The organism is Chenggangzhangella methanolivorans (genome assembly GCF_019797865.1).
In the GTDB taxonomy this organism is placed as follows: Bacteria; Pseudomonadota; Alphaproteobacteria; order Rhizobiales; family Methylopilaceae; genus Methylopila; species Methylopila methanolivorans.
In genome coordinates, this window is sequence record NZ_CP081869.1 from 1,297,631 (window position 1) to 1,313,335 (window position 15,705).

Here is a 15,705-nt window from a genome sequence, read left to right on the forward strand (position 1 = left end):
GATAACACGGCCCCGCGCCGCGGGCCACCGAGGCGGGAAGACGGTCAACGGCCGGACTTCATCCGGCGCAGCAGCGAGACGCTGGCGTAGCCGTCCGGCAGGATGCCCTGCTGGCGCTGGTAGGAAATGATCGCGGTGCGGGTCGCCGGTCCGATCTTGCCGTCCGGCTCGCCGACGTCGTAGCCGCGCCGGGCGAGCAGCGCCTGAAGCTCGAAGCGGCCGGGCTCGTCGAGCGGCTTGTCGTGGTTCGGCCAGGGCGTCTGGATCGGGCCGCCGCCCCGGATGCGGTCGGAGAGATGCGCGACCGCGAGCGCGTAGCTGTCCGCGTTGTTGTAGCGCTTGATGACGCGGTAGTTCGACGTCGTCATGAAGGCCGGCCCGTTCGGCCCGCCGGGGCGGAACAGCTTGCCCTCCCCGCCCCCGCCGGTGACCTCCTGGCCCCAGCGGACGCCCGACTTCCAGCCGTGCTTTCTGAGATAGTTCGCCGTCGAGGCGAGCGCGTCGGCGGTCGAGCCCCAGATGTCGCGCTTGCCGTCGCCGTCGCCGTCGGCCGCGTAGGCCTTGAAGCTCGTCGGCATGAACTGGGTCTGGCCCATGGCGCCGGCCCAGGAGCCGATCATGTTCTCCGGCGCGACGTTGCCCTGCTGGAGGATCTGCAGCGCGGCGATTAGCTCCTTGCGGAAGAACTCCGGCCGCCGCGTCGCGCAGCAGGCGAGCGTCGCCAGCGCCTCGATGACGTTGTGGCCGCCCATCGAGGAACCGTAGTTGGTCTCCATGCCCCAGACGCCGAGCACGACATAGCGGTCGACCCCGTAGGTCCGCTCGATGCGGGCGAGCAGGTCGGCGTATTTCGCCGCGTTCGCCTTGCCGTTGGCGACGCGGGTGTCGGAGACCTGCGTGTCGATATAGACCGCGATCGACTGCTTGAACTCGAGCTGAGTGTTGGACTTGTCGATCGCCTCCTGGTCGACCTTGAGCCCACGGAAGGCCCGGTCGTAGAGCGCGGACGACACGCCCGCCTTCATGGCTTCCGGCTTCAGTCGCTGCACGTAGGCGTCGAAGCGCGCCTGCGACGATTGCGCGAAAGCCGACGCGGGCGCGCTCGCCGCAAGGGCGAGGCTCGCCGCGGCGATCGCAAGCACGGACCGGAGCCGGAAGGTCATTTGGCGTCTCCTTCGAGGCCGACGCTCTCGCGGCGGGTTAGCATCGAATTAACCAAGGATACGCGCGGAAGTTAGCTTTCGGTTAACCAAGGCTTCACGGACGCGTGGGCTTTACGACGGGCCGAAGCCTCCCACATACGCCCCCAAACTACGTGTCCATGACGGCCAATATACGGCCGCCGATCCCCGGAGCCCCGATGCCTGCCAAGAAGATCCGCAAGGCCGTGTTTCCCGTCGCCGGCCTCGGCACGCGTTTCCTGCCCGCCACCAAGGCGACCCCGAAGGAAATGCTGACCGTCGTCGACCGACCCGTCATCCAGCATGTGGTCGACGAGGCGAAGGCCGCAGGCATCGAGCACTTCGTGTTCGTCACCGGCCGCGGCAAGGGCGTGATCGAGGATCATTTCGACAAGAACTACGAGCTCGACGACACGCTCGCGCGCCGCGACAAGAAGGAGGCGATCGCGATCCTGAAGGAGCAGCTTCCGGCGGCCGGCACGACGAGCTTCACCCGCCAGCAGGAGCCGCTCGGCCTCGGCCACGCAGTCTGGTGCGCGCGCGACATCGTGGGCGACGAGCCCTTCGCGCTGATCCTCCCCGACATGCTGCATCTCGCCAAGAAGAGCTGCCTCGCCGAGATGATCGACGTCTATGACGAGGCCGGCGGCGGAAATGTCGTGGCGGTCTACGAGGTGCCGGACGACCAGACCCATCAGTACGGGATCGTCGGCCGGGGCGAGGACGTCGGCAAGGGCTTCGCCATGACCTCGATGGTCGAGAAGCCCAAGAAAGGCACGGCCCAGTCGAATCTGGCGATCTCCGGCCGTTACATTCTCCAGCCCGAGATCTTCGACCTGCTGTCGAAGCAGGAGCCGGGCGCCGGCGGCGAGATCCAGCTCACCGACTCGATGCTGAAGCTCGCCGACGCCCAGCCCTTCTCAGGCTTCCAGTTCTCCGGAAAGGTGTTCGACACCGGCTCGAAGCTCGGCTTCCTCGCCGCCAACGTCGCCTACGGCCTCGCGCGCGAAGAGGTTTCGGCCGATTTCCGGGCCGAGATCGAAGCGCTGCTGAAGGGCTGACGCTCGAACCCGCGACGGCGCCGGGCGCTGGAGCCCGGCGTTCAGCGCCGGAACTTAAGCCCGAACTCGACGATCGAGGCGACATAGTCGGCGCCCTGGGCGGTGCTGTCCATCCAGACGCGATCGAATTTGCCGGTCAACGCGACGTTGCGGTTGATCTTGTATTCGAAGCCGAGGCCGGCGGTGAGCTGGTCCTGCGTCAGCTTCGCGCCGCCCTTGTATTCAGCGCGGTCGAACGCGAGCCGGGCGGTTCCGATGAAGTTCCGGCGAAACTGGTGCTCGATCGACAGCTCGCCGCTGCGGTCGAGGATGCCGCTCGAATTGACGAGACTGGTCTCCTGCAGGCTCGTCCGCACGGTTCCCCGAACGGTGGTGAGTGCGGTCGGGGTCCAGGCGACGTTGCCGTCGATCAGCACGCCCTCGACGGGCTTCAGCCCGCCGTCCTTGGGCGTCTGGCGGCCATAGCCGAGGCCGAGCTCGCCCGTGACCAGCCGCCCGGCCTCGAACTGCGCGCCGCCGACCGCGAAGCCGTCCGAGCCGAGGTGGCGCAGACCGGTGTTGTCGATCTTCTGGTCGTAGTCGCGGGTGTCGACCGAGGTCTCCACGAAGGGCTGCAGCTTCGGCGACAGGTCGTAGGAGGCGCGCAGCCGCGCCTGATAGCTGTTGTAGGCGCGATCGGAATTGTCGCGCATGTCGTCGCCGGTGACCGGGTCCGGATTGGTGAGCTTGGAATCCTTGACCGTGTACCGGTCGACCAGGCCGTCGAGCCGGAGGCTCAGCCGGTTGAAGCGCTGGGCGACGCCGAGCGTCGCGCCGACGGAGCGCGAGATCTCGTCGCCCTTGATGCCGCTCGTCTCAGGGTCGCCAGGCTGCGAGGCGATGACGGAGCCGCGCAACTGCGCGTTGATCTGGGTGCGCTCGCTGATGTCGAGCCGTCCCGACAGCGCGGCGTTCAGGTCCGGCTCGTAGCCCGGCCGGACGCTTTCATATCTGCGGATCTGGGCGCTCGATTCGAAGTCGAGCGCGTGACGCGACCAATTCGACTGCGCGTCGAGCTCGCCCTTCAGGCGGACGAACCCCGACCCCTTTGCGCTCCCGTCGACGCGGTTCGGGTTGTCGTCGTATCCGGCGGCGGTCTCGAGGCTCGGCCGCAGCGTGAAGGCGCCGGCCGTCACCCCCGTCGGCGCATAGGCGTCGTCGACGGGCGAGGCCGGGCGACGCAGGCGCGTGCGGTCGAAGCCGCCAGGACCCGCGGCGAGCGGATCGGCGAGATAGGACGGGGCGATCGGGGCCGTGCGTTCGCCTTCGCCCTCGGGCGTCGCGGGCTCGCCATAGCCGCCGCCCGCAAGCGTTCCGGGATCTGCAGGTTCGACGCCGAAATCCCCGCCCGCGAGCGGGGTCGGCGAGGCGGGGGTCTGACCGTAGTCGCCGCCCGCCAGCCCGTCCTGCGTCGCGGCCTGGGGCGTGGAGCGGCCTCCGGCCGCGGGTCGTCCGCCCTGCACCGGCAGACCGAGCGTACGCTCGTCGAGACGGCGCAACGGCTCTCCAGAACTCTGCGCGCGCGCGTCCCCGACGACCGCGACGGCCGAAGCGAGGAGAACGGCGCGGAAGATCGCCCGGCGCGACATGACGTCCTTGACTGTTCGCGGGGACGGCTGCGCCGGCCGGCGCGATGCGGCATGGTTAACGATCCTCGCCGGACGTGGTTAATATTCCCTTTCGCGTCATGCCTTTGCGGGGCCGCCATGCGGCGTCGTATGTGGGCGCACGGATGCGCGGGCGAGACGTCGTGTGGTACAACCCTCGCGACGCCTTTCGCGCGATTGTTTTTCGGGAGCACCACCGTCCATGAACCAGCCGCTTCGCCAGCCGGCCGACGCGCCCGCCGCTCCGACGCACTTCCGCAGCGCCGACGCGACGCGCGCGCGGGTCGAGGCGATCGCGTCGGCGGTCCGCACGATCGAGATCGAGCAGGCAGGCCTGGCGAGCCTCGGCGGCGCTTTGAAGGGCGCGCTCGGCGTCTCCTTCGCGGCCGCCGTCGAGATCATCGCCGGCTCGAACGGCCGGGTGATCGTCAGCGGCAAGGAAAGGCGGCCATGTCGGGCGCAAGATCGCCGCCACGCTCGCCTCCACCGGCACGCCGGCCTTCTTCGTGCATCCGGCCGAGGCGAGCCATGGCGACCTCGGCATGATCACGTCCGACGACGTCGTGCTGGCCCTGTCCTGGTCGGGCGAGACGGCCGAGCTGCGCGACATGCTGCACTACGCCACCCGCTTCCGCGTGCCCGTCGTCGCCGTCACCTCGAAGGTCGACAGCGCGCTCGGCCGCGCCGCCGACGTCGTGCTGATCCTGCCGCGCGTCGGCGAAGCCTGCCCGCACGGCCTTGCTCCCACCACCTCGACCACCATGCAGCTCGCGCTCGGCGACGCGCTGTCCGTGGCGCTGCTCGAGGGCCGCCAGTTCACGCCCGGCGACTTCAAGCGCTTCCACCCCGGCGGCAAGCTCGGCGCCGTGCTCGCCTTCGTGCGCGACGTCATGCATGTCGGCCCGGCGGTCCCGCTGGTCGGCGCCGGCACGAAGATGTCCGAGGCGCTCATCGTCATGTCGCAGAAGAGCTTCGGCTGCGTGGGCGTGACGGACGAGACCGGAGCGCTTCTCGGCATCGTCACCGACGGCGACCTGCGCCGCCACATGGGCCCGCGGCTGATCGAGGCCCGCGTCGACGAGGTCATGAGCCGCTCCCCCCATACGATCGCGCCCGACGACCTCGCGGCCGGCGCGATGAGCGAGCTTCAGGGCCGCGCGATCACCGCGCTGTTCGTGGTGGAGAACGGCCGCCCGGTCGGCCTCGTCCACATCCACGACCTGCTGAAGCTCGGGATCGCCTGAGCGGCGGTGAAGCGCGCGAACCTGCGCGCTTCACCGGGCCTTAACTCCAAATCTTCACCATGCCGCCCGACGGCCGCCTCGCACCCGAGCGCGCCTTGAGGACCGGACATGGATTTCGCCACTATAATTGGCTTCGTGGGCGGCATCGGCGTGCTGTCCTTCCTGATCCACGAGGGCGGCGGCCTCGAGCGCTATTACTCCGAACACGCCGTGATCGTGATTTTCGGCGGCTCGATCACCGCCACGCTGATCCGCTTCGAGCTCGGCGCCTTCCTGTCCTCGTTCCCCACCGCGCTCAAGACCGTGTTCGGCTTCGGCGGCAGCCACGCCAATCCGCGCGACCTGATCGCCGAAATCGCCGACATGGCGAACATCGTGCGCAAGTCCGGCCCGGTCGGCCTCGACAAGGCGACGCCGCACGACAAGTTCCTGGCCAAGGGCGTGCGCTACGTCGCCGACGGGTTCGACGAGAACTTCATCCGCGAGACGCTCGAGCGCGAGCGCGACCTTCACCTCCACCGCGTCGAGATGGCCGGCAAGGTGTTCCGCGGCATCGGCGACTGCGCCCCGGCGTTCGGCATGATCGGAACGCTCATCGGCATGGTGCAGATGTTCGCCGAAATGTCGGACCCGTCGAAGCTCGGCGTGTTCATGGCCATCGCGCTGCTCGCGACGCTTTACGGCGCGGTCGTGGGCAACTTCTTCTTCCTCCCGATCGCCGACAAGCTGAACATCAAGTTCGCCCATGAGGAGCTGAACCAGACGCTCGTCATCGACGGCGTGCTGCAGCTGCGCGCCGGGAAGAGCCCCGCCGTCATCAAGGAAATGCTGATCGCCTACCTGCCCGAGAAGCAACGCGCCGACCTGATGGAAGCGGCCGCCTGAAATGGCCAAGAAGAAACACGCCGACCACGGCGGCGGCCACGGCTGGTTCGTGACCTTCGCCGACCTCATGGGTCTGCTGATGGCCTTCTTCGTCGTGCTCGTCGCCTTCTCGACGCAGGACAAAAAGAAAATGTCGATCGTCGCCGGCTCGATGCGCGAGGCCTTCGGCACCCAGAAAACGATCATCGCCGACGGCATCATCGACATCGGCGGCTCGCCGGCCCGCACCGAGCTCAAATACAACGAGGCGCGGAGCCCGGAAGAGACCTCCGACCTCGCCGGGCCGCTCTCGGCGAGCCGCGCCGACACCGAGGCCGCGGCCCGCGGCTACGCCCGCGCCGCCGCGACGCTGCGCCAGGCGCTGCGCTCCATGCCCGAAATCGCCGACATGTCGAGCCAGATCGTCGTCGAAAGCTCGACCGACGGCGTCTCGATCGCGATCGTGGACGAGGACGGACGGTCGATGTTCCCCGCCGGCTCCTCGACGCCGTCCCGCCGGGTCGTCGACGCGCTCGCCGCCGTCGCGCCGTCGCTGCGCGCGCTGAACTATCCGATCGCGATCTCGGGCCACACCGCCGCCGGCGTCTCGGAAGCCTCCAACGTCGACCCGTGGAAGCTCTCGGCCGACCGGGCGAGCGCGGTGCGCGGCCTGCTCGCCTCGGCCGGCGTTCCGGACGCGCGCTTCCGCAGCGTCGTCGGGCGCTCGTCGACCGAGCCGATGTTCCCCGACGCCCCGCAGATCGCCGCCAACCGCCGCGTGACGATCTCGCTGACCGCGGCGCCGGGCGTCGTGCCGATGAATCTCAAGCCCTGAGACGGCCTCAGCCGCGCTGCGGCAAGACGAAGATCGCGAGCGCGACCACGAGCCAGGCCGCGAGCCCGCCCAGCACCGCGAGCCGGTAGTCCAGCTTTCCGATGAGCAGCCAGCAGGCGCCGAGGAAGGCGAGATAGGCCGGGATCGTTTTCGCCCCGGCGAGGCACGCGGTCCGAAATCCTTCCGGGTCTCCCTTCGAGCCGACGGCCAGCAGCGCGATCAACGCGAAGGTCGGCGCGAGCGGCAGGATGCCCGGCAGCACGTCTCCCTTCTTCGAAGCCAGCACGATCAGCGCGGTCACGAGGCCGCCGAGCGCGCCCTTCCAGATGACGTCCACGGCCGCGCCCTCCGTTCCGAGAAGGGCCGACCATAGGCCGGAGGGACGGACGGGACCACGCCCGACCGCCCCGCCGGCCGTCATTCAGCGGAACAGCCCGAGGTCGATCGCCTCCGCCATCGCGGCGAAGCCCTTGTCGTTCGGGTGCAGCCGGTCGCCATAGTCGTAGGCCGGCCGGATCCTGGTCGGGTTCTTCGGATCGGCGAGCGCCGTCTCGAAGTCCACCACGCCGTCGAAGGCGTCGGTCGAGCGGATCCAGGCGTTGACCTTCTGGCGCACGACCTCGCCCTCCTCGGTGTAGTAGCCCGGGAAAACCGTGCCCTCGAACGGGGTCAGGGTCGCGCCGAACACCTTGATCCCGTGGGAGCGGGCGCGCGCCGCGAGCTGGGCGAGGCTGTCGATGATCAGCTTGGCCTTGGTGGGCGGCTCGCCCTCCCCGCCCGGCTGGCCGATGTCGTTGATGCCGAGCAGAACGATCATGTGCGTGACGTTCGGCAGGCTCAGCACGTCGCGGTCGAAGCGCTCCTGCGCATTGTCGCCGAACTGGGGCAGGCTCTCGACCACATGGCCGTTGCCGCTGATGCCGGCGTTGGCGACGGCGAACGGCATGCCGGCGCGCGCGAGGCGCTTGGCCAGCAGGTCCGGCCAGCGCTTGTCGCTGTCGAGCGTGATCATGTAGCCGTCGGTGATCGAGTCGCCGAAGGCCACGATCGTGCCGCGCCCCTTGCGGGAGAGCACGTCGACGCCGGTGAGGAAGTAGCGGCTCGCGGTCGTGGCGGCGCCGTTGAGCGCGGACGCTCCCGTCTGGTCGCCGGCCGCGACGTAGGAGGTCTGGACGCCCAGGTCATGGGCGGTCGCCGGACCTTCGGCGTCTTCGAGGAACAGGCTCACCGCGAGGTCCTGACGCGCCGGCACGTCGAACGCGACGGGGTCGCTGATCGCCGAGCCGCCCGGCTGGATGAGGATCCCCTTCCCGCCGTTGAACCGCGCCTCGACCACGCCGCCCTCGACCGATCCGCCCGAACCCGCGCGGCCGATGGTGGCGCGGCCGATCTTGAGCGGCCGGTCGCCATAGAGGTTGGAGATCCGCAGCTGCGCGGCGTCGCCCGCAAGGCTGGTCTGAAGGACGGTGCGGACGGTGTCTCCGTCGAGCCCGCCGGTCGGCGTGTCGGCCTCCGGCTGTCCCCAGCCGGGGCTCGCCGACCAGGTGGCGAACCAGCGCGCCTCCTGCGCCTCGACCGGCGCGGCGCCAAGCGTCGCGCCGAGGGCCGCCGCGCAAAGCAATGAACGAAGTCGAACTCCTACCGAATGCTTCATCGTTTCCTCCCGGGGGGCGTTGTTCGCCCTCTCACGGACAAAACGTCGCACGTACGTCTCGACTTGAACAGACACATTCTGGTCGGACGACCACCTGATTTCCGCCGCATGTCGGGCGGCGCTTCGCGCGCGGTCCACACGGTTCCGCTCCAAAGGCCTTGGCCGTCGGCCGCGCGCGGCCTAACACTTTCGAGGCTCCGCCGCGGGGCCTTCGTCGGTTTTGGAAGGCGTCATGACGAGCTTGGAGTCCGGCCGCACACGTCCGTCGCCGCTCATTTGGGTCGTGGGCGCCGTCGTCGCGGTCGCCCTGTTGGTTTCCGTGATCGATCCGCTCGTCCGGCCATTGGTTCATGGCCATGTCGATGGCCGTGGGCTCTCGCCGATCTGGGCGCTGCCGCTCGTCGGAATGCTGGGATCGATCGCCGTCCTGCCGCTCGCGGCGCCCCACTTCTGGCACCACCATTACGGCAAGGTCTCGGCCTTCTGGGCGCTGGCGCTGCTGATCCCCTTCGCCGCGACCCAGGGCCCCGGCGCGGTGGCGTCGGAAGTCGTTCACGCCGCCGCGCTCGAATACATCCCCTTCATCGTGTTGCTGTTCTCGCTCTTCACGATTTCGGGCGGCCTTCTGGTGAAGGGCAACATCCACGGCTCGCCGGCGGTGAACGCCGGGCTGCTGGCGATCGGCACCCTGCTTGCGAGCGTCATCGGCACCACCGGCGCGTCCATGGTGCTGATCCGCCCGCTGCTGCGCGCCAACGACAATCGCCGCCACAACGTCCATGTCGTGGTGTTCTTCATTTTCCTCGTGTCGAACATCGGCGGCTCGCTGACGCCGCTCGGCGACCCGCCGCTGTTTCTCGGCTTCCTGCAGGGGGTCTCGTTCTTCTGGACCACGACGCATCTCGCCGCCGAGACCGGCTTCATGGTCGTGACGCTGCTCGTCATCTTCTATCTGCTCGACCGCTGGCTCTACGGTCGCGAGGAGCACGCGCCGAAGCCCGATCCCACGCCGGACAGCCGGGTGCGGCTCGTCGGCCTCCAGAACCTGCCGCTGCTGGCCGGCGTCGTCGCCGCGATCCTGATGAGCGGAGTTTGGAAACCGGGGATCGAGCTCGATCTCTGGGGCACGCATGTCGGGCTGCAGTCGCTGGTTCGCGACGCGATCCTGATCGCGCTCGCGCTCATCTCGCTGAAGATCACCCCGACGGAGGTGCGCGAGGCGAACGGCTTCGACTGGGAGCCGATCAAGGAGGTAGCGAAGCTGTTCGCGGGCATCTTCGCGACGCTCATTCCGGCTCTGCTGATCCTCAAAGCCGGGACGGAAGGCGCCGCCGCGCCGCTGGTCGCGCTCGTGTCCGACGAGAGCGGGAGCCCGCGCGACGAAATCTATTTCTGGATGACGGGCCTTCTGTCGAGCGTGCTCGACAACGCCCCCACCTATCTCGTGTTCTTCAACCTCGCGGGCGGAAACGCGCAGGAGCTGATGGGCCCGCTGGCGTCCACCCTCGCCGCGGTGTCGAGCGGCGCGGTGTTCATGGGGGCGCTGACCTATATCGGCAACGCCCCCAACTTCATGGTGCTGGCGATCGCGCGGAACCGCGGCGTGAAGATGCCGAGCTTCTTCGGCTACATGGCCTGGAGCTTCGGCGTCCTCGGCCCGTGCTTCCTGCTCGCGACCTGGCTGTTCTTCCTCTGACGCTCTAAGCGTTGATGCCCGTCATCGAGGCCTGCGGGTAGCGGGCTCCGATGACCTTCGACGGGTCGAAGGCGACGTCGAGGACCGCGACTTCGTCGGGCGTCAGCTCGACCTTGGCGGCGTCGATGTTCTGCATCAGCCATGTGCGGCGCTTGGTGCCGGGGATCGGGATCGCGTCCGGCTGCTTGGCCAGAACCCAGGCAAGCGCGATCTGCGCCGGTTCGCACTCCCGTTCGGCGGCCAGATCCTTCACGCGTTCGACGAGTTCGGCGTTCGCCTCCCCGGCCTCGCCGTAGAAGCGCGGATCGATGAGGCGAAAGTCGCCCGCCGCGAGGTCGCCCCGCTGCGGGACCGAGCCCGTGAGGAAACCGCGGCCAAGCGGCGAATAGGGCACGAAGGTCACGCCGAGCTCGCGGCAGGTCGCGATCTGGTCGCTCTCGGGATCGCGCGCCCAGAGCGAATACTCGGTTTGAAGCGCAGCGACGTGGTGGGTCTCGCAGGCCCGGCGCAGCGTCGCGGAGGTCACTTCCGAGAGGCCGATCGCCTTGACCTTGCCGTCCCAGACGAGTTCGGCCATCGCGCCGACGACGTCGTCGATCGGCGTCTCGCCGGTGAAGCGGTGGCAGTAATAGAGGTCGATGGCCTCGACGCCGAGCCGCTTCAGCGACGCCTCGCAGGCCTGTTTGATATAGGCGGGCGAATTGTCGATCCGGCGGTCCGCCGGGTTCGCGCCGCGCACGATCGCGAACTTTGTTGCGACCAGAAGGTCGTCGGCGCGTTCTTTCAGGAACCGACCCACCAGCTCTTCGTTGTGTCCCGCGCCATACATGTCGGCGGTGTCGAAGAAGGTGACGCCATAGTCGGCTGCGGCGTGCAGGGTCTCCATGCTCTCATGGTCGTCGCGAACGCCGTAGAATTCGGACATGCCCATGCAGCCGAGGCCAATTTCGGAGACGAGTCGGCCCGTGCGGCCGAGCGGACGCTGTTTCATCTGAGCTGCCTGTCGAGTAGTTTGGGGGAAACCGGGCGGAGACGAAAAACTTCCATCCGACCGGCGGCAGGTGTAAACTACACCGTACCGTTTACACACGTCAAGGCGTAGCGTCATGGAATCCGGAGATCGCGGGGCGAACGAGGCGGGCCCGCCGGCCGCGCCCACGGGTCCCGGCCGCGCCTCAAAGCGCGACCAGATCGTCGCGGCGGCGCGCGAGCTCTTCCTTGCGCACGGCTACGGCGCGACCAGCATGGACGCGGTCGCGCGCGACGCGCCGGTCTCCAAGCGCACGCTCTACAATCACTTCGAGAGCAAGCAGGCGCTGTTTCTCGCCGTGCTGCGGATCTCCTGGGCGAATCTGTCCGAAGCTCCGCCGGTCCGCCCCGAGGACGACGTCCGCGACACGCTGCGCGGCTATGTGGCCCGGCTCGAGGAGCATTGGCGCCATCCCGACGTTCTGCCGTTCCTGCGCCTGCTCATCGCCGAGGGAACGCGCTTTCCGGAGCTGTCGGACATCTACTACCAGGCCGGCAAGGCTCCGGCGGTCGCGGAGCTGACCGGCTATTTCGAGGGCAAGGCCGACGCGCTCGGGCTGACCGCCGAGGCGCGCGCCGTGCAGTTTCTCGGCATGGTCAAGGAAGCGCTGTTCTGGCCGCGGGTGCTCGGCTTCCCGCCGGCCAAGGATCGCGACGCGGTCGTCGACGCGGCGATCGCGCGCCTCGTGGACTGAACGAAAAAAGCCCCCGGAGGGAGCCGGGGGCCAGAAGTAGGCTCCAGAAGATCTAGGGCCGCGCGGACGCGGCCCCCGAAAGCGTCACTCCGCGGCTTCGCGGAACTCCTGCGGGCCGGCGGCGCGGACCTCGTCGTCCACATGGCCCTCATAGGTGCGGAAGTTCGCTTGGAACATGCCGCGAAGCTTGGCGGCCGCCGCGTCATAGGCCGCCTTGTCGGCCCAGGTGCGGCGCGGCCGCAGGATCGACGCGTCGACGCCCTCGACCTCGTTCGGAACCTCGAGGCCGAAGAAACGCTCGGCGCGGAACTCGGCGTCCTTAAGCGAGCCGTCGAGCGCAGCCGTCAGCAGCGCGCGCGTCGCCTTGAGCGAGATGCGCTTGCCCGAGCCGAAGCCGCCGCCGGTCCAGCCGGTGTTGACCAGCCAGCAATCGACGCCGTGTTCGGCGATCAGGCTCTTGAGCAGCTCGCCATAGACCGCGGCGTTGCGGGGCATGAAGGGCGCGCCGAAGCAGGTGGAGAACGTCGCCTGCGGCTCGGTCACCCCCTTCTCGGTGCCCGCGACCTTGGCGGTGTAGCCCGAGAGGAAGTGGTACATCGCCTGCGCGGGCGTGAGCTTCGAGATCGGCGGCAGCACGCCGAAAGCGTCGCAGGTCAGCATCACGATGTTCTTCGGATGGCCGGCCTTGCCCGTCTCGTTCGCGTTCGGGATGAACTTGAGCGGATAGGCGACGCGGGTGTTTTCGGTCTTCGAGACGTCGTCGAAGTCGGGCTCGCGCGTGTCGGCCGAGAGCGGCACGTTCTCGAGGATCGCGCCGAAACGATGCGCGGCCGCGAAGATCTCGGGCTCGGACTCGGCCGTGAGGCGGATCGTCTTCGCGTAGCAGCCGCCCTCGAAGTTGAAGATGCCCTCCGGGCCCCAGCCATGCTCGTCGTCGCCGACGAGCGCGCGGGCGGGATCGGCCGAGAGCGTCGTCTTGCCCGTTCCCGAAAGGCCGAAGAACACGGCGCTCGAGCCGTCCTCGCCGACATTCGCCGAGCAGTGCATCGGCATGACGCCCTTCTTCGGCAGCAGGTAGTTCAGGAAGGTGAAGACCGACTTCTTCATCTCGCCAGCGTAGGAGGTGCCGCCGATCAGCACGATCCCCTGCGTGAAGTCGACCGCGATGATCGTGCCGCCGCGCGAGCCGTGCCGGGCGGGATCAGCGGTGAAGCTCGGGAAGTCGAGGATCGTGAGCTTCGGAACGAAACCCTCGAGTTCGTCGCGCTTGGGCTGGATGAGCATCGTGGCGATGAACATCGAGTGCCAGGCGTATTCGGTGTAGACGCGCACGGGCAGACGATGCCCGGCGTCAGCGCCGCCATAGAGATCCTGGGCGAAGAGCTCCCGGCCCTGAGCATGGGCCAGGAAGTCCTGCCGCAGGTTCTCGAACTGCTCGGGCGTCATCGACGCGTTGGTGGTCCACTCGACCTCGTTCTCGGTCGACTCGTCGCGCACCACGAACTTGTCCTTGGGCGAGCGGCCGGTGTGGACGCCCGTCTCGGCCGTCAACGCGCCAGAGGCCGAAAGCTGCGCTTCGCCACGACGCACCGCGCGCTCCACGAGGACCGCCGCAGGCAGGTTCCAGTTCACGCCGCCCAGCTTCTCGAAGCCGAAGGCTTCGGCGCCGTGCGACGCGTTCCATACGCCCGTCTGTCGCAATTCCAAGTCCTCCGTGTGGACGCCGCCGAACTCGTTCGCGGTGGCAGAAGTCATTTCGGGTCATCCTCACGAAACAGCGAAAATCGGCGCGATCATGACAAGACGTCATGAAGCGGTGGGCGACGGCGGACCAAAATGCCCTTTTGGGCCTCCGCGACGCTAAAATCGCGTCAGCATCCCTGCCCTATCATTCAATCCGCCTGACAGGCGCATTTAATACCGATGAACAACCATAGCGTCATCGGCTTTTCGTATGAGGCGGTGAATTTTATCGATCGTCGCCGGCGAGAGGAGCCGCAACGGCGTCTCCGCCGCCGCGTCGCCGGCGCGTCATCCGGCCGCCGTCTTCGCCCTCGCCTCGCCCACAAGCGCCACCAGCGCCTTGCGGACGTCGCCGGCGGTGGCGGCGGGAGACGGGAACGGCAGGTAGCGGGCCTCGCCCGCCAGGCCGATCTCGCAGCCGAGCGGATCGCAGCCCTCGAAGCGCCATGCGCCGTCGGCCGCGCCGAGGAGCGCGGTGGCGTAGAGCCGCGTCGCGTCGGTGTGATCCTCGTTCATGTGCTCGACGATGCCCGCCTCCGCCTCGAGGAGCGACGCAGCCCCCGAGGTCTCGGTCCGCAGCCGATCCCAGTTGAGATCGACGATCCGTCCGAAGCCGGCGACGAGATGCGCGCCTTCGGGGGAAAGGCGCAGCATGTGGAAGTCGTCGAAGTCGAAATAGCCGCCGCTCTCGGGCTGACGCGCGAGCCAGCGCGCGCGGTGGCCTTCCTTGTCGATCGCCTCGCAGACGCCGAACAGCGTCACGCGCGGGTGGGCGAGCGGATCGCCCTGCCCCACGTCGGCGCACAGCACGCTCGCGCGCGGATCGGCCTTCAGGTTTCGCGTGTGGCGCGCGAGATCCGAGACGAGCAAAAGCGGCGCGCCGTCCGGGGCGGTCGCCATTGCGACGAGAGAGACGTAAGGTCGCCCGGTCCCGGCGTCGACGGTCGCAAGGCTCGCGCGCCTGGCGGAACGCAGCAGCGCGCGCGCGGAGGCCACAGGATCGAAAGCCGGCGCCGCAGGGGACGACGGCTGCGCGACGTTCAACTCAGTCATGGATCGGTCCTTCGGATGCCGGCCCCTGTCAAAATCGAGGGAACCGCCTGAATTTCTTGGGGCGAACGCCCGAGCGTCACATTTCAGCCACGCCGGCCCGGTTCAAGCCGCACAGTCTATGCTATAGAAGAAGGCGCCATGCCGACGATCGCCCTGGTCGACGACGACCGAAACATCCTCACGTCCGTCTCCATCGCGCTTGAAGCCGAGGGTTACAGGATACAGACCTACAATGACGGCGCGACCGCGCTCGAAGGTCTTCGCTCGACCCCGCCGGATCTCGCCATCTTCGACATCAAGATGCCGCGCATGGACGGGATGGAGCTTCTGCGGCGCCTGCGCCAGAAGTCCGAGCTGCCGGTGATCTTCCTCACCTCGAAGGACGAGGAGATCGACGAGCTGTTCGGCCTCAAGATGGGCGCGGACGACTTCATCCGGAAGCCGTTCTCGCAGCGCCTCCTGGTCGAGCGCGTCAAGGCGGTGCTGCGGCGCGCGAGCGCCAAGGATCCGACGGCCCCCGGCGGCGCGGTCAAGGGCCCGGACTCCAAGGCCCTCGAGCGCGGCCAGCTGATGATGGACCCCGAGCGCCACACCTGCACCTGGAAGGGCGAGGCGGTGACGCTCACCGTCACCGAGTTCCTGATTCTGCAGGCGCTCGCCATGCGCCCGGGCGTCGTGAAGAGCCGCAACGCCCTGATGGACGCGGCTTATGACGACCAGGTCTATGTCGACGACCGCACCATCGACAGCCACATCAAGCGGCTGCGCAAGAAGTTCAAGGCGGTCGACGACGACTTCGACATGATCGAGACGCTCTACGGCGTCGGCTACCGCTTCAAGGAGACCTGAAGCGCGATCCGTATCGCCATGTGGAACCGGACTGCGTGTTTCGAGGCGCCCCTGCCGGGCGTCCTCGGCATGAGAACTTTTTGTGCTATCCGATACTCCCACGGTCCTCATGCTGAGGAGCGCGCCGCTGGCGGGCGTCTCGAAGCACCTCGTCC

The 15,705-nt window shown here is 68.3% G+C and carries 13 protein-coding genes and 1 pseudogene; 7 read left to right on the forward strand and 7 right to left on the reverse strand.

Annotation, left to right across the window (positions count from 1 at the left end; all coding sequences use genetic code 11):
* Window positions 1-44: 44 nt before the first annotated feature.
* Window positions 45-1,163: a lytic murein transglycosylase gene (locus K6K41_RS06875; RefSeq protein ID WP_261404440.1), complete on the reverse strand. Its 1,119-nt coding sequence runs from the start codon at window positions 1,161-1,163 to the stop codon at window positions 45-47.
* Window positions 1,164-1,360: 197 nt separating this feature from the next.
* Here K6K41_RS06875 and K6K41_RS06880 point away from each other — a divergent pair, with 197 nt between their 5' ends.
* Window positions 1,361-2,242, forward strand: coding sequence for a UTP--glucose-1-phosphate uridylyltransferase (locus K6K41_RS06880; protein WP_261404441.1), 882 nt, complete (start codon window positions 1,361-1,363; stop codon window positions 2,240-2,242).
* A 41-nt stretch (window positions 2,243-2,283) separates the two neighbouring features.
* Here K6K41_RS06880 and K6K41_RS06885 read toward each other — a convergent pair whose 3' ends face one another.
* On the reverse strand, window positions 2,284-3,870 hold the full coding sequence (locus K6K41_RS06885) for an outer membrane beta-barrel protein (RefSeq protein ID WP_261404442.1): 1,587 nt from the start codon (window positions 3,868-3,870) through the stop codon (window positions 2,284-2,286).
* A gap of 337 nt (window positions 3,871-4,207) precedes the next feature.
* Here K6K41_RS06885 and K6K41_RS06890 point away from each other — a divergent pair.
* The 3 genes and pseudogenes from K6K41_RS06890 (at window position 4,208) to K6K41_RS06900 (ending at window position 6,831) form a co-directional block, all read left to right on the forward strand.
* A pseudogene (locus K6K41_RS06890) lies at window positions 4,208-5,132 on the forward strand (KpsF/GutQ family sugar-phosphate isomerase).
* 108 nt (window positions 5,133-5,240) lie between these two features.
* The gene (locus K6K41_RS06895; RefSeq protein ID WP_261404443.1) at window positions 5,241-6,017 is read left to right on the forward strand and encodes a motility protein A; all 777 of its coding nucleotides are present in this window, start codon (window positions 5,241-5,243) and stop codon (window positions 6,015-6,017) included.
* 1 nt (window position 6,018) lies between these two features.
* A complete protein-coding gene (locus K6K41_RS06900) occupies window positions 6,019-6,831 on the forward strand; it encodes an OmpA/MotB family protein (RefSeq protein ID WP_261404444.1) in 813 nt (270 codons plus the stop codon).
* 7 nt (window positions 6,832-6,838) lie between these two features.
* On the opposite strand, the gene K6K41_RS06905 is transcribed toward K6K41_RS06900, so the two are convergent.
* Together K6K41_RS06905 and K6K41_RS06910 are read right to left on the reverse strand one after the other, a co-directional pair.
* Window positions 6,839-7,168 carry a GlpM family protein gene (locus K6K41_RS06905; RefSeq protein ID WP_261404445.1) on the reverse strand — a complete coding sequence of 110 codons (330 nt, stop codon included), beginning with the start codon at window positions 7,166-7,168 and terminating at the stop codon, window positions 6,839-6,841.
* An 84-nt stretch (window positions 7,169-7,252) separates the two neighbouring features.
* Window positions 7,253-8,485, reverse strand: coding sequence for an SGNH/GDSL hydrolase family protein (locus K6K41_RS06910; protein WP_261404446.1), 1,233 nt, complete (start codon window positions 8,483-8,485; stop codon window positions 7,253-7,255).
* 232 nt (window positions 8,486-8,717) lie between these two features.
* On the opposite strand from K6K41_RS06910, the gene K6K41_RS06915 reads away from it, so the two are divergent.
* Window positions 8,718-10,181, forward strand: a complete 1,464-nt coding sequence (locus K6K41_RS06915; RefSeq protein WP_378148992.1) for a sodium:proton antiporter — start codon at window positions 8,718-8,720, stop codon at window positions 10,179-10,181.
* Window positions 10,182-10,185: 4 nt separating this feature from the next.
* Here K6K41_RS06915 and K6K41_RS06920 read toward each other — a convergent pair whose 3' ends face one another.
* Window positions 10,186-11,172 (reverse strand): aldo/keto reductase, encoded by a 987-nt coding sequence (locus tag K6K41_RS06920; protein WP_261404447.1) that lies wholly within the window; start codon window positions 11,170-11,172, stop codon window positions 10,186-10,188.
* Window positions 11,173-11,287: 115 nt separating this feature from the next.
* Here K6K41_RS06920 and K6K41_RS06925 point away from each other — a divergent pair, with 115 nt between their 5' ends.
* On the forward strand, window positions 11,288-11,905 hold the full coding sequence (locus K6K41_RS06925) for a TetR/AcrR family transcriptional regulator (RefSeq protein ID WP_261404448.1): 618 nt from the start codon (window positions 11,288-11,290) through the stop codon (window positions 11,903-11,905).
* A gap of 84 nt (window positions 11,906-11,989) precedes the next feature.
* Here the strand turns inward: K6K41_RS06925 and K6K41_RS06930 are convergent, their stop codons facing one another.
* Together K6K41_RS06930 and K6K41_RS06935 are read right to left on the reverse strand one after the other, a co-directional pair.
* Window positions 11,990-13,606 (reverse strand): phosphoenolpyruvate carboxykinase, encoded by a 1,617-nt coding sequence (locus tag K6K41_RS06930; RefSeq protein ID WP_261405667.1) that lies wholly within the window; start codon window positions 13,604-13,606, stop codon window positions 11,990-11,992.
* Between the two features lie 330 nt (window positions 13,607-13,936).
* Window positions 13,937-14,701, reverse strand: a complete 765-nt coding sequence (locus K6K41_RS06935) for a HugZ family pyridoxamine 5'-phosphate oxidase (protein ID WP_261404449.1) — start codon at window positions 14,699-14,701, stop codon at window positions 13,937-13,939.
* Between the two features lie 138 nt (window positions 14,702-14,839).
* Between K6K41_RS06935 and K6K41_RS06940 the strand changes: the two genes are divergently transcribed.
* Window positions 14,840-15,550: a response regulator transcription factor gene (locus K6K41_RS06940; protein WP_261404450.1), complete on the forward strand. Its 711-nt coding sequence runs from the start codon at window positions 14,840-14,842 to the stop codon at window positions 15,548-15,550.
* The last annotated feature ends 155 nt before the right edge of the window (window positions 15,551-15,705 follow it).

What these genes read in the sequence shown, in the direction of transcription:
- K6K41_RS06900 (WP_261404444.1), top strand. Translation starts at nt 6,019, where the DNA reads ATGGCCAAGAAGAAACACGCCGACCACGGCGGCGGCCACGGCTGGTTC.
- K6K41_RS06915 (WP_378148992.1), top strand. Translation starts at nt 8,718, where the DNA reads ATGACGAGCTTGGAGTCCGGCCGCACACGTCCGTCGCCGCTCATTTGG.
- K6K41_RS06880 (WP_261404441.1), top strand. Translation starts at nt 1,361, where the DNA reads ATGCCTGCCAAGAAGATCCGCAAGGCCGTGTTTCCCGTCGCCGGCCTC.
- K6K41_RS06875 (WP_261404440.1), bottom strand. Translation starts at nt 1,163, where the DNA reads ATGACCTTCCGGCTCCGGTCCGTGCTTGCGATCGCCGCGGCGAGCCTC.
- K6K41_RS06935 (WP_261404449.1), bottom strand. Translation starts at nt 14,701, where the DNA reads ATGACTGAGTTGAACGTCGCGCAGCCGTCGTCCCCTGCGGCGCCGGCT.
- K6K41_RS06925 (WP_261404448.1), top strand. Translation starts at nt 11,288, where the DNA reads ATGGAATCCGGAGATCGCGGGGCGAACGAGGCGGGCCCGCCGGCCGCG.
- K6K41_RS06940 (WP_261404450.1), top strand. Translation starts at nt 14,840, where the DNA reads ATGCCGACGATCGCCCTGGTCGACGACGACCGAAACATCCTCACGTCC.
- K6K41_RS06895 (WP_261404443.1), top strand. Translation starts at nt 5,241, where the DNA reads ATGGATTTCGCCACTATAATTGGCTTCGTGGGCGGCATCGGCGTGCTG.
- K6K41_RS06885 (WP_261404442.1), bottom strand. Translation starts at nt 3,870, where the DNA reads ATGTCGCGCCGGGCGATCTTCCGCGCCGTTCTCCTCGCTTCGGCCGTC.
- K6K41_RS06920 (WP_261404447.1), bottom strand. Translation starts at nt 11,172, where the DNA reads ATGAAACAGCGTCCGCTCGGCCGCACGGGCCGACTCGTCTCCGAAATT.
- K6K41_RS06910 (WP_261404446.1), bottom strand. Translation starts at nt 8,485, where the DNA reads ATGAAGCATTCGGTAGGAGTTCGACTTCGTTCATTGCTTTGCGCGGCG.